The 11735-nt window shown below is 62.0% G+C and carries 16 protein-coding genes and 1 pseudogene; 11 read left to right on the top strand and 6 right to left on the bottom strand.

The genetic code is table 11. The features are described 5' to 3' along the window. Positions 1–743: 743 nt before the first annotated feature. The 5 genes from DLJ53_RS34225 (at position 744) to DLJ53_RS34205 (ending at position 3701) form a co-directional block, all read left to right on the top strand. Positions 744–1805, top strand: a complete 1062-nt coding sequence (locus DLJ53_RS34225; protein ID WP_111352786.1) for a replication initiator protein A — start codon at positions 744–746, stop codon at positions 1803–1805. 197 nt (positions 1806–2002) lie between these two features. Continuing rightward, on the top strand, positions 2003–2680 hold the full coding sequence (locus tag DLJ53_RS34220; protein ID WP_111352785.1) for a ParA family protein: 678 nt from the start codon (positions 2003–2005) through the stop codon (positions 2678–2680). Beyond that, a complete protein-coding gene (locus tag DLJ53_RS34215; protein ID WP_111352784.1) occupies positions 2664–2903 on the top strand; it encodes a hypothetical protein in 240 nt (79 codons plus the stop codon). Before DLJ53_RS34220 ends, DLJ53_RS34215 begins: the two co-directional genes overlap by 17 nt. A gap of 253 nt (positions 2904–3156) precedes the next feature. Beyond that, on the top strand, positions 3157–3405 hold the full coding sequence (locus DLJ53_RS34210; RefSeq protein WP_111352783.1) for a CopG family ribbon-helix-helix protein: 249 nt from the start codon (positions 3157–3159) through the stop codon (positions 3403–3405). Next, positions 3402–3701, top strand: a complete 300-nt coding sequence (locus tag DLJ53_RS34205; RefSeq protein ID WP_111352782.1) for a type II toxin-antitoxin system RelE/ParE family toxin — start codon at positions 3402–3404, stop codon at positions 3699–3701. The genes DLJ53_RS34210 and DLJ53_RS34205 overlap by 4 nt, the downstream gene beginning before the upstream one ends. Positions 3702–3760: 59 nt before the next feature. Here DLJ53_RS34205 and DLJ53_RS34200 read toward each other — a convergent pair whose 3' ends face one another. Together DLJ53_RS34200 and DLJ53_RS34195 are read right to left on the bottom strand one after the other, a co-directional pair. Further along, on the bottom strand, positions 3761–4180 hold the full coding sequence (locus DLJ53_RS34200) for a type II toxin-antitoxin system VapC family toxin (protein ID WP_111352781.1): 420 nt from the start codon (positions 4178–4180) through the stop codon (positions 3761–3763). Between the two features lie 3 nt (positions 4181–4183). Next, complete coding sequence (locus DLJ53_RS34195; protein WP_111352787.1) at positions 4184–4429, bottom strand: type II toxin-antitoxin system VapB family antitoxin; 246 nt, start codon at positions 4427–4429, stop codon at positions 4184–4186. A gap of 245 nt (positions 4430–4674) precedes the next feature. Between DLJ53_RS34195 and DLJ53_RS34190 the strand changes: the two genes are divergently transcribed. Then, entirely contained in the window at positions 4675–4926 is a 252-nt protein-coding gene (locus DLJ53_RS34190) for a helix-turn-helix domain-containing protein (protein WP_111352780.1), read from the top strand. Positions 4927–4993: 67 nt separating this feature from the next. On the opposite strand, the gene DLJ53_RS34185 is transcribed toward DLJ53_RS34190, so the two are convergent. Continuing rightward, entirely contained in the window at positions 4994–5410 is a 417-nt protein-coding gene (locus tag DLJ53_RS34185; RefSeq protein WP_111352779.1) for a type II toxin-antitoxin system ParD family antitoxin, read from the bottom strand. 4 nt (positions 5411–5414) lie between these two features. Beyond that, positions 5415–6632, bottom strand: coding sequence for a hypothetical protein (locus tag DLJ53_RS35015; RefSeq protein ID WP_146620196.1), 1218 nt, complete (start codon positions 6630–6632; stop codon positions 5415–5417). Between the two features lie 148 nt (positions 6633–6780). Here DLJ53_RS35015 and DLJ53_RS34180 point away from each other — a divergent pair. Then, a pseudogene (locus tag DLJ53_RS34180) lies at positions 6781–7311 on the top strand (transposase); the annotation flags it as partial. Between the two features lie 160 nt (positions 7312–7471). Next, entirely contained in the window at positions 7472–8185 is a 714-nt protein-coding gene (locus DLJ53_RS36745; protein WP_146620195.1) for an IS110 family transposase, read from the top strand. 47 nt (positions 8186–8232) lie between these two features. On the opposite strand, the gene DLJ53_RS34170 is transcribed toward DLJ53_RS36745, so the two are convergent. Next, a complete protein-coding gene (locus DLJ53_RS34170; RefSeq protein ID WP_111352778.1) occupies positions 8233–8877 on the bottom strand; it encodes a hypothetical protein in 645 nt (214 codons plus the stop codon). Between the two features lie 270 nt (positions 8878–9147). Continuing rightward, entirely contained in the window at positions 9148–9366 is a 219-nt protein-coding gene (locus tag DLJ53_RS34165; RefSeq protein WP_146620194.1) for an XRE family transcriptional regulator, read from the bottom strand. A gap of 475 nt (positions 9367–9841) precedes the next feature. Here DLJ53_RS34165 and DLJ53_RS34160 point away from each other — a divergent pair, with 475 nt between their 5' ends. The 3 genes from DLJ53_RS34160 to DLJ53_RS35845 form a co-directional block, all read left to right on the top strand. Further along, positions 9842–10150: a hypothetical protein gene (locus DLJ53_RS34160; protein ID WP_146620193.1), complete on the top strand. Its 309-nt coding sequence runs from the start codon at positions 9842–9844 to the stop codon at positions 10148–10150. Positions 10151–10336: 186 nt separating this feature from the next. Then, positions 10337–11332, top strand: a complete 996-nt coding sequence (locus tag DLJ53_RS34155; RefSeq protein WP_211100739.1) for a sensor histidine kinase — start codon at positions 10337–10339, stop codon at positions 11330–11332. A gap of 217 nt (positions 11333–11549) precedes the next feature. Next, positions 11550–11735: hypothetical protein (locus tag DLJ53_RS35845; RefSeq protein ID WP_211100738.1), on the top strand; the 186-nt coding region annotated here is incomplete at its 3' end.

Raw genomic sequence — 11735 nt, 5'->3', positions numbered from 1 at the left:
AAGGCTCGGACGGGTGTGGCCGCCGAGGCGGAGCCCCCTCGCCTTCCCCAGCCCCTGCGAGGCGGTTGCAACAAGGGTAGTGTTTCGGGTTGTGCGGAGGTCGTCTCAGTACGGCAAGCCGAGGCGGATCGGCAGGAGCAGGAACACATCGAGCAAAAGCGGAAGAATGCCGAGCGTGCGGCGCGGGAGCGTCGTGGGCGGGGGCTTTGAGGTGGCGTTTTTCAGTTCGATGGACGATGCGCATTTGAGGTCACGGATCCTTCCGGGCGTGTGCCTTGCGATGTGTGTGCGGTGACAGACAGACCGCCATGGGACATGCACCGGGAGATACCCGTGGGATCGCTTGGAATGAATCCCCTTTGCTGCCTCTATACCGGCGATTCGATGCGTCGGTCCCTCCGTTTTGGGAAATGTTGGATAACGCCCGAGGACGTCGAAGTGGGACGCTCATCGCCAACGTCTAGGGGGTTAATAGGGGTTAGATATAGGGTTACGCGAATCAGGCGGTCACGGAAGCTATTGAATTAACAGAGAAAATCGACCTGAAAATCGCTCCTTGGTGGGTAGACTATCGAAGAATGGTGTGTAGGGTATCGAAGAATGGTGTGTAGGGTATCGAGAAACCACCCTCCCCTATCGACCCTGTCGCGCGGCTCGGACCGCGTGCTCGGTGGGCAGACTATCGAGGAATGTGCGCTGGGTGGGTAGACTGTCGAAGAACGGCGTGGGTAGAGTATCGAAGAATGGCCAGGCCCAAGCGACGCACCGCCCTACTCCCGCAGCGGCACAAGGAGCCGGACCTCTTCGTGTGCGACATTCTCGACGCCACGCCGAAGGGCGATCGGGCATCGATGGAGCACCCGCTGTTCTCGCTCTCGGTCAAGAAGGACATGACGCCGTTCGATTATCGGCGTGGCGAGGTAGGCCTTAGGATCGTGCCGGCGGCCGAGGAAGGCCGGGCCAACATCTTCGACAGAGATATCCTGATCTACGTTCTCAGCCAGCTGATGGCGGCCAAGGAGGAAGGCCGGCCCATCGGCCGCCGCGTTCGGATCTGCGCCTACGATCTTCTGAAAGCCACCAACCGGCACACCAGCGGCCAAGCCTACGGCACGCTGCGGCGCGCTCTGGTCCGGCTTCAGTACACGCAGATCCACACCAACATCCACGATCACGGCATCTCCGCCTGGCGGCAGATCTCGCTCATCACCGACGCCACCATCGTCAAGGAGGATGAGACCGGCCGGATGCTCGACGTCGAGCTCGAACTCGGCGAATGGCTGGTGAAGGCGGTCGAGAACAACAACGTGCTCACTCTCAGCCGGGACTATTTCCAGCTCCGCAAGCCGCTCGAACGCCGCCTCTACGAGCTCGCCCGCAAGCACTGCGGCCAACAGGCGGAGTGGAAGATCGGCCTCGTCACTCTGAAAGAGAAGTGCGGCTCGAACTCGACCGACAAGGAGTTCAAGCGTCTCATCAAGACCATCTGCGATACCGATGGGCGCGAGCATCACATGCCCGACTACCGGTTTCGGCTCGTCGCCGGCAATCTCGTTGTCCATCCGCGGCCGGAGCTGACCCTCGCCCTCGGCTCCGACAGCCGCACCGCCCTCCCCGATGACCTTCCCATCAGCTCCGAGGCCATCGAGAAGGGCCGGACGCTCGCTCGCGGCTGGGACATCCACGCCCTTCAGCAGGAGTGGCGCTGCTGGGTCAGCGAGAAGGGCATCCCCGTAAAGAATACGGACGCCCACTTTCTGGACTTCTGCCGCAAGCGGGGCCCATACGAGGCCTCCCTCCTCTGAGGTACCGCAGGGTACCTCAAGATACTTGAGGTCAGCCTAGGAATGCCAAGAGTACGATAACCATGCCAGGCCATGGCTGGGCATCCCTACTCGGTCCATGGCTGGGGCTGCATACCCTCGACATGGCTAGCGTAGTCATTTCTTAACAGGCCTTCCCTAGGCTGGCCCGAGCATCCCACCCGAGATCGGAGCCCGCCATGCCGGTCATCTCCTTCGCATCATCCAAGGGCGGCGCAGGCAAGACCACCTCCGCCATCATCCTCGCCTGCGAGCTTGCCGAGGGCGCCAACGTCGTCGTCATCGACGCCGACCCGGCTCGTCGGCTGAGCCGATGGTCGACGCTGGCTTCGCTGCCAAAGCGCGTCGAGGTCGTCACCAGCGCTGGCGAGCGCACCATCCAGGACGAGATTGCCGCCGGGCGCGCTCGCGCGAGCTTCGTCCTCATCGACCTTGAGGGTGCCGCCTCGCGGCTCAACTCGTTTGCGATCTGCGAGTCCGATCTCGTCATAGTGCCGACCGGCGACGAGCAGCAGGACGCCGACGAGGCGATCGAGACGTTGGCCCAGGTCGCCATGGAGGGGAGGGCGCGTCGGCGCGAGATCGAGGCGGCCGTCCTTTTCACCCGCACCAACGCGGCCGTGAAGAGCAAGCTCGAGAAGCACATCAACGGCGAGCTGCGCGCCGCCGTGCGCACCTTCGCCACCGAGCTGAACCGCCGCACCGCCTTCTCCTCGCTGCACAATGCCGGCGGCGGTCTGCGCCAGCTCGACCGCGGCGAGGTCAGTGGCATCGACAAGGCGATCGCCAATGCCGAGGCGTTCGCCGCCGAAGTCGTCGATATGCTGGAGGAGACGCACCATGCCGCGGTCGCTTGACCTCAACCGCCTGAAGCAGTTCGAGCCGCAGGAGGAAGCGCCGCGCCCGCTCCCGGTCGAGCCCGAGCGCTGGCCGAGCCGCGAGCCGATCCGCGATGGCCAGATCAGCATCAAGGCGCCGACCGACGTGATCGCCCGCTTCCGCCGCCTGTGCAAAGATGACCGCCGCACCTACGCCGACATGCTGGAGATCTTGATGAACGCCTACGAACGAGGGGCGTAAGGGGAGGGCAACGGTGCCACCTCACGGCAGCTCGCCGAGGATCCTCGGCGAGGCGATGTGATCCGAATAGGGCGCGGCTCGCAAGCTAGAGCTGTATCATACGAAAAACGCGATCGGCCTCACGCAGGCCGCTCTTGCCGGAACGTCGAGTTTAAGACAGGCGACCATTTCGGAACAGGCGCACGCTACGGCTCGGCCATTGGCGCACCAGGATTCTGTGCTATATTGTGTACACTTAAGCACAGGGGATGGCATGAGCGAAACCTTGAGCGTTCGGGTGCCGGACGGAACGAAGGAAAAGCTCGACAGGATCGGAGAGGCCTCGCGGCGGACGCGATCGTTTCTGGCGAGCGAGGCGATCGCCTCTTTCATCGAGCGCGAGCTCGCGCTGATCGAGGGGCTCGAGGCGGGGCTCGCCGACATGCGGGCGGGCGACGTCCTCGACCATGACGAGGCGATGCGCCGCGTGCGCAGGGCCATCACGGCGCGCCCGCCGGAGTGAGACGTGTCGTCTGGGCGCGTTCGGCCGTCGACGATTTTGCTGGCGCGCTCGCCTTCATCGCCCAGAGCGATCCGGACGCGGCCTCGTCGGTCGCCAATCGGATCGACGAGGCCGTGCGGCGTCTTGCCGAGCATGCGATCGGCCGACCCGGCCGCATCAGCGGCACTTACGAGAAGCCCGTGAGGCGCACCCGCTACATCATCGCCTACGCGCCCGAGGCGGAGATGCTGACGATCCTGCGCATCATCCATGCCGCGCGCGACTGGACCGAGGAGCTCTGGCCCGACGAGGATTGACGGCGCCGGCGAGACAGCAGGTCCCACCGGCGATCGGCGAGCAGGGCCGCAGTCCGCCCCTATGCGAGGTCGGTCTTCAGGAAATCATTGCCCTTGTAGAGCAGGGCCATGCGGCGGGCCTTGGCGCAGGCGTAGGCGAAGCAATCGCCGAAGTTGAGGTCGGCCTCGTGCCCAACGGCCTTGCCGTAGGTCTGCGCGGCCTTGATCGCCGCCACCCCGATGTCGTCCGAGATCGCCATGGTCTCGGCCCGAACCTCAGTCAGAAAGGCGTCGACGGCTTTGCGGGCTGCCTCGACCTGAGTCGCCGTCGGCGAGCGATGCCGCCCTGACCGGGAACGTGCCAGCCCGATCACCGCCTCGAAGTGGGCGAGCGGCGAGGAATACGCTTGGCTGCGACTGGCCGCGAGGCGCTTGACCAGCTCCTCGGAGCCCGGTTCCCGATTGAGGATCGCGATGATCGCGGACGCGTCGATGAACACCGCTCAGCTCTCCCACAGCGCATCGGAGTCGGCCTTCGCGTCATAGTCCGGATCGACGGGGCCGACCTTGTCGGCAAGCGCCTGCGCGGCTTCGAGCCGTTGATGCAGCGGCACGCGATCCTTCACCGAGGCGATGGCGGCCTGCAGCGCGGAGCGAACGGCCTCGGTTTTGTTCTTCGCTCCGGTGAGCGCCATGGCCTCCACGGCAAGTTCGTTGATGGTCTCATCCTTGATGAACAGACCCGGCATATGCATATCCCATTTTGGATATCCTTCCGTCCTTATATGGATATCCACACGCCAATGTGTCAAGGCTGCCACCAGGGTGGGCGGGCCGAGATCGCTCCGACCTGGCGGCGCGCACCGTGAGGCCGGCGCTGTTGTTGCCGCTGCTGGAAACATCGCCATTGGATGGCTTCCTACAGTTGATCGGTATACGCTTTATCGCATAAAAGAGACTTATCCGATTAACCGAATACTGCGGTCGGGGATCCGTGGACCAGACGCTCATTCGCACACCGCGCCAACTCGGCGTGGCACTCCAGCGCCGCCGCAAATTGCTCGGTCTCACCCAGACCGATCTGGCCGGCGCGGCGGGTCTCCGTCAGGCGACAATCTCCGAGATTGAGAGAGGGGAGGGCGCACGCCTTGGAAGCCTTATGCGTATCCTCGCGGCCCTCGATCTCGAGCTGACCGTCCGCCACCGCACCCGGATGGATGCAGACGAGATCGCCAAGATCTTCTGAGGGCGCCTGCAATTTCCCGTCGTTCGCGACCGACTTTTGGATGAGGACGTCGGCACCGACGCTGCCATCACCGCCTCGTAAGGCCTCGCGACCCGTGCGTCACACCGGCGTCAGCGATGGCTTCGTCGATGTCATCAATCGAGAGCCGTGTGCCGTTGGTTTTCTCCATGAGCAGGCCACCGAGTTCGTCCCAGGAATTCTCTCCGCATCCCAGGCCAACCTGGTCGCGTTCTGCGGCATTCTCGGCCTCGGCTTTAGCGATAATCGCCTCGATACCGTCGAACTCGCTCGCCAACCCCTCGGCAACCGCCCCTTCGATCCGCCCCATGGCGGCCTGCCGCCGGGCTTCCTTCTCTTTCAGAAGACGAAGGCCCGCGCGGACCACGTCGCTGACGTCATGGTAGCGGCCGCTGGAGATGAGCGATTCAACGAACGCCTCCTGATGAGGCGCTCTAGCCTGGCAGGCGTTGAGATTCTTGGCGATCTGATCAAGTGCCGGCCTCCTTGGTCGCGTGCTTCACGGCCACCCGGCTGTGAGGCGGCATCTCAGATAGGTCGTATCGGCCCTTTAGCTTCGCAACGATGGGGGTCCAGTAATTGTTGGGTTTGATCTCACCATTTTTGATCTTCTGGGCGATCTGCCTTGATTTTTGTGGGGTGAGGTTGAACCCAAAATTGCAGGGATCGAACCCAGCAGCCTCGATGCCGAGGATCGTCCTGACGCACTTCTCGCAGGCACAGCAGTTCATGTGTTTTTTTTGTACAGACTGCCAACAGACACGGAGTGTCACCGGGATATTAAGATTTTTTGACCTAGAGCAAATGTATTCGATCTTATCTTGCCGAGTCGCATAGAAGTCGTGATGCTCCACAATGCAGTCAGAGAATCGGAGGAAGCCGTCGATGGTCGGCCAGGATGCACACGTGGTCTCCGGAGGGTCATAAATCGAATAACTTGAGGCGATCACCACCTTCTTGATCCCTTGCCTCCAGGCAATGGGAGCAGCATGGCCAAGCAGGCCAATCCCATGCTGGAAGCCGTGCCACCAGCCTGAGGACCCAGCGGTGTGAGCTATAGTGTCGAGGCGACCGTAGTTTAGGAATGACCGGAAGGATGTCTTCGCTGAAGAGTAATTCAGACCAAGTTTTTTGGCTGTATCAGCGTGCGTTTGGTCGACAGAAGACCATTCCGTCTCCTGCTTGAGATAAATATCAGAACCCCAGAGTGTGAGAAGATGAGGCTTAGTCTCGAAGTTCGAGATCATGGAGAAGGTTGCATCTACCCCACCAGAGTAGAGAACCAGAGACGATCCCACACTGTGGGGGAGACGATTCTCGGTCACCGTCATCGCCGATACACAGTCTGAGAAGCTGAACCGAGGATACATGCCCTGATAGCCCCTCATCACGCCTGTCAGACTCGCAAGAAAGGTTTCATCGATCTCATCAACGATGATCGAGGCCCCGTAGACCCACGCGATGGGGAGAAGATTCACAATTGCCGGGATGACCGCAATGCCTTTCGGAGTCTCTTCTACGGGATCACTGTACTCAACGAATAACGTCGGATCCCGCCCATTCATCGATCCGAACCAGCCGGGGTTATTTCCAAAGTAGATGGCCTCACGGACAGCGCCGCTAGCCTTGATATCGTACGTAATACGATTGTCAGAAATGCTGAGACCTATCCGTATCTCACCGGGCACGGTAACTTCCCTCCAAGCTTAGAGAATGGACCATCCCCTACCTGCTTGGAAAGCAACGGTCCAGAATCTGAGAGTTGTTCAAGTTGAACGCCTCGAAAAACCCACACGAATCAGGCCGGCTGATTTTGGCTCTGCCGGAGGGTGAGCGATGCGGGGACAGCCTGGTTTCTTCGACGTCGAGGATCGCCTGCAGCGGCTGAGCGATCTCGGCGACCAGCTGGACGCCTTCGCCAGGGTCGTGGACTTCGAGATGTTCCGGCCCGATCTGGAGGCAGCGATGTGCTACAGCGACCGCGCCAAAGGTGGCCGGCCGCCGTTCGATCCGGTGATGATGTTCAAGATCCTGGTGATCCAGGCGAGCAACACCCTGTCCGATGACCGCGCCGAGTTCCTCGTCAACGACCGCCTGTCGTTCATGCGCTTCCTGGGGCTCGGCCTTGCCGACAAGGCGCCGGACGCCAAGACGATCTGGTTCGTCCGCGAGCGGCTGACGACGGCCGGCGCCATCGAAGGCCTGTTCACCCGTTTCGACGCCGCGGTGCGCGAGGCCGGCTATATCCCGATGTCGGGCCAGATTGTCGACGCCAGTCTTATCGCCGCGCCGAAGCAGCGCAACAGCGATGGCGAGAAGGCCGACATCAAGGCCGGCCGCGTTCCTGAGGCGTGGCAGGGGCCCCCTGTCTGTTGGCGAGTGGTAGCATCAGGGCTGCGGAAGGGAGCCCGTCCCCCCCGAGGGTCGCCGAACCCGTTAGGGAGCATGGGTCCCTTCCGCGTCGCTCTTGAACCCTGAACAGTTGCTTGGGACTGCCGATCCCGCACGACATGGACAGGATCCCACCATGCCACGCACCGTCATCGGCTGTGACCTCTCGCGCGCCGTCATCGACCTCCACAGCCTTCCGAACGCCGCCTCGACGCAGGTCGTCAACGACCCGGATGAGATCGCCGCCTGGGTCGCTTCACTGGACCCTGATGCCCTCGTCGTCTTCGAGGCGACCAGCGGCTGCGACGGTCCACTCATCGCCGCACTCGCCGAGCGTGGTCTCGCCTTCTCGCGAACCAATCCACGCCAGGCGCGCGAGTTCGCCAGGGCCACCGGCGTCCTCGCCAAGACCGACCGCGTCGATGCGCGCGTGCTGGCGCAGATGGGCACTGTTCTCGACCTCCCCATCACGCGCCCGAGCAGCTGTGGACAGCGAAGAACTCGAGGAGGCGGGTGCGGGCGCGTTCGTTGGCCGGGGCGAAGAGGCGCGGGAGAGCAGGGCCGGCCGTCGCCTGCGGTGCGGGAAGCGGCAGGCGCTCAGTCATCTGCGCTCTCCTCATCCTCCGGGTCTTCGGCTGGAAAGGTGGAATCCAGCGAACCGAACAGATCTTCAAGCAACGCTTCGAGAGTGGCCCGCGCGGCGAACTCGGAACCCGGCACCTCAAAATGGTTGCGTCGGATCGGCCGCTCACCCTCCCTGTTCCGGACGCCGCTTCAAACTCACCAAGGAACAGCAGGCTACAAACCGCCGCAACACCGCGCGGACGGGCGCATTGCCGGAAAGGCGTAAAGCCGCATGCCGTAAATGCGGCTAATGGCAATGGATGTTGATGGAGATCACTGCCAGTACGTGCCGAACAGCGCCTCGAGCGGCGCGCTGCATTGCGGGCGTGAGATCACGCGGTATCGCGACAGGTGAGGAAGGCCGACGAGGGTGCCGCCGACAAACGTGCTCTGCACTCCCTTCACCTTCCCCCACCCGATCGGCCGCGTCATCGAACGATCGCAGCCCAGCATAGGAGCAATGGTATCGGTCACGACAGCGCCCATGGTGACGATGAGCGTGCAGCCCGCACGGGCGAGGACATCCCGCCAGAGTTCGCCTCCGAATCTCAGCGCGTTCTTCCGGTTGCGTAACCCTCCCCAATCCCGCGAGCGAAACGGCACGAGATTGCCGGCCAGCACCGTGTCGGGCGCGACGCCGATCCGGTCGAAGAGCAGCAGGACTTCGCGCTGCAGGGGGCTGCAGCCGGGAGGATGACCGGCCCAGCTTTCAAGCGCATAGGCGCTTCCTGCTCCCATCGCGAACTCGGCATGTTCACTCGGACGCACTGACCCGCCAGGATTGAGACCGATAAAGGCGACCTGCGCCCCGTCCAGCACGGCCGGAGGGCTCATCAGGAAACGCCATCCCAGCGCATTGCCGCTCGCGATATACGCCGCCTCGATCCGCTCGCGCAGCGCGTTCAGCCCCTCATCCACCGACGTCCGCCTCCCGATTTACGGAAATCCGTCTTTACCTCTCTTTTGCACCTTGGAAGACCCGCCAGAGGCGTGTCTTTCGGGCGAGGCGCGTAGTGCCGAGACCGCCCCTGCCTGACGCGCCTCGGAGCCGACACCCCAGAAGATCGTCACGCGCAGGCGCGGGCACGCATCGGGGCGCAGCGAAGCGGAGCAGGTCGCGTCAGCGGTCTTGCCGCGCCGAGCATAGCGATATTCTGCCCCGTCGGATCGAGGGCAGTTCGTGCTTCCTTAGCCGGAGGTGAGCGTGACCGCCTCCCCTGTCCAGTCAAGCAGCGAGCGCGACTCGACATTCAGAACCGCCGCCAACGTCTTCAGCTCAATGTCACGCACCATGCGTGCGTGCCGTTCGATCTCCGAAATATCCGCCTGATTGATCTTCAGGTTCCATTCCAACTCGAGGGCGCTGGCCACATCCACTGGCGCCATGCCAGCCCGCTTGCGCGCCATCTTTACCCGTTCGCCACATATATTCGTCAATAACATTTCTTGTATCTCGATAAATATCAAGACAATGCCGCATCTATGGGTGATAGATATTCTCGATTCTGATACTTATTTAATGAAATCTGACGAATACACTGCAATACGCAAGCGGACGGGCACGTGGGGCAACATCTCCTGCAGCACATCCGATGATACCGATGATGCGAGGTACAACCTGAGCGATGCAGGAAAATCCTGTGTGATTAACTTCCGGCGGCATCGGGACTGACGCAGATGCGTCGGCGTGTCGTGCAGTTGCCCTCCTCTCAGGAGCCAGTCATGGCTGCTACGCGCTAGGGAGCTGGCAAGCTGATGCCAAACTGGGCGATCCCGCGGATCGCAAAGGGGTAACTATTTCGGAGCGTTACCACCTGTTGCGGTGAGCACAGTTCGCCCTGTGGAGGTTTTGAATAAACATTGGGCAAAGCCGAAAGCTCAATTGAGCTTGATCGAAATCAAGCCCGCGTCCAGATTTTGGACCCAGAGACAATTGGCGCACTCGATGACTCCTCCACTCGGTATGGCGATCGCCCGCAAGGGCTGCCGCTGGCTCATGAAGGCCTTCGGTGGCGATGCGGCGTTGCGCCGGCTGACGCCCTATTTCGGACTTGAGCTCCTGCCCGATCAGACCGTGCGCCGCGTGCCGTTTAGCTCCGAAGACGATGGCCTGTTCTGGCTGCACGCCTGCTCAAGCGGCAGGCGTGATGACGAGGTGCACGCCTCGGCTTCGGCGCGGGTGCTTCATTAACCCGGTAGCTGTGGCTGCCGTCAGACCTGTTATCGCGAAGTGCCAGATCCACTTCGCCTCCTCACAATCCGAGATTGGTTGATCCCAACCTCATTTGGATTGCATCGGGCGTTGGCGGCCCGCCTGAAACTACGTAGCATCGGATCGGCGGATCATCCGATCCTGTCGGGCGGCACGAGGGCTTCAGTGCAGATACAAGAAAATCTCCGCGAACACCTCGCGGCGATCGTCGACGGCTCCGACGATGCCATCGTCACCAAGACGCTCGACAGCATCATCAAGAACTGGAACCCCGGCGCCGAAATGCTCTTCGGCTATACCGCCGAGGAGGCAATCGGCCAGCCGATCCACATGCTCATTCCCGATGATCTCAAATACGAAGAGAATGAGTTCATTTCCCGTTTGCGCCGGGGAGAGCGCATCCGTCACTGCGAGACGATGCGACGACGAAAAAACGGCACTCTCGTGCCCGTTTCGGTCACGGTCTCGCCGGTGCGTAACAGTGCCGGGCAAATCGTGGCGGCGTCAAACATCGCCCGCGATATCACCTTGCAGAAAGAGGCGGCGGAACGTCAGAGAGCGGCGCTCGCCGAAATGATGCATCGTGTCCGCAACTGCTTTGCCGTCGCCAGCGGCCTTGTCGGCCTCTGCGCCCGCGAGGTGAACACGGCCGCCGAATTGGCCGAGCTGCTGCGCGGACGGTTCGTTGCCCTGGCGTCGATTCAGTCGTTGGCGATCCCTGATCCCGAGGGCACGATGAGTGACGGCACGACGTTATGGGCTATGCTCGGCGCGGTCATGAAGCCCTTTGTCGGGCAACGCGAGCCGCAGTTCGAAGGCGAGGATATCCCTGTCTGCCACGCGGCGATTACGCCGCTCGCCCTCGTCTTCTATGAGCTTTGCACCAACGCGCTGAAATACGGTGCCTTCGGGCAGGAGGACGGTCACCTTTCGGTCAGCGCCGTCCGCCGCGATGACCGGCTGCTCATCCGCTGGCAGGAAGCCGCCGATTTCGATACGACGAACCGCGATCTGTCCGGCGGGTTCGGAACTGGCATGTGCGAGGGGGCGATCAGAGGCTCGCTCGATGGCTCCTTCAGGCGCATCGTCACCGCCAGCGGAGTGACGGCGCTGCTCGATCTCGATCTCGCGAAAGTCACCAGCGAAGCCGTGAAGCACTGATAAAAAAATACCGCTAACCGCTAACCGGGCAGGAAAGCGGTCAGCATCGCGAGATACGCAACCAATTAATTTCAAGTATAGATCGAAAATACTGAAAATATCATCCAAGATATAACAAGTAAATTCTCTCGTGCTGGCGAAATATTGACTAATTATATGCTAGTCTAGAATACCAAAGAGGTGGTGGTTGCCGTCTTCCCGCTCGCGAGCCTGATTCGTGTGGGTTTTTCGAGGCGTTCAGCTCCTGATGCCGGCGGAGGCCGAGGACGAGGGCATCGCGCTCGCCGAGGTGGCGCGTCGGCACGACGTCCACACGCTACAGCCAATTCTCCACGCGCAGCCCCGGCACGCGGGCGAACTCGCCCACGTTGGCCGTGACGAGCGTCAGGTTGAGGGCCATCGT

It is taken from the genome of Acuticoccus sediminis (assembly GCF_003258595.1).
GTDB lineage: Bacteria > Pseudomonadota > Alphaproteobacteria > Rhizobiales > Amorphaceae > Acuticoccus > Acuticoccus sediminis.
This window is presented reverse-complemented; position numbering and strand designations above follow the sequence as displayed.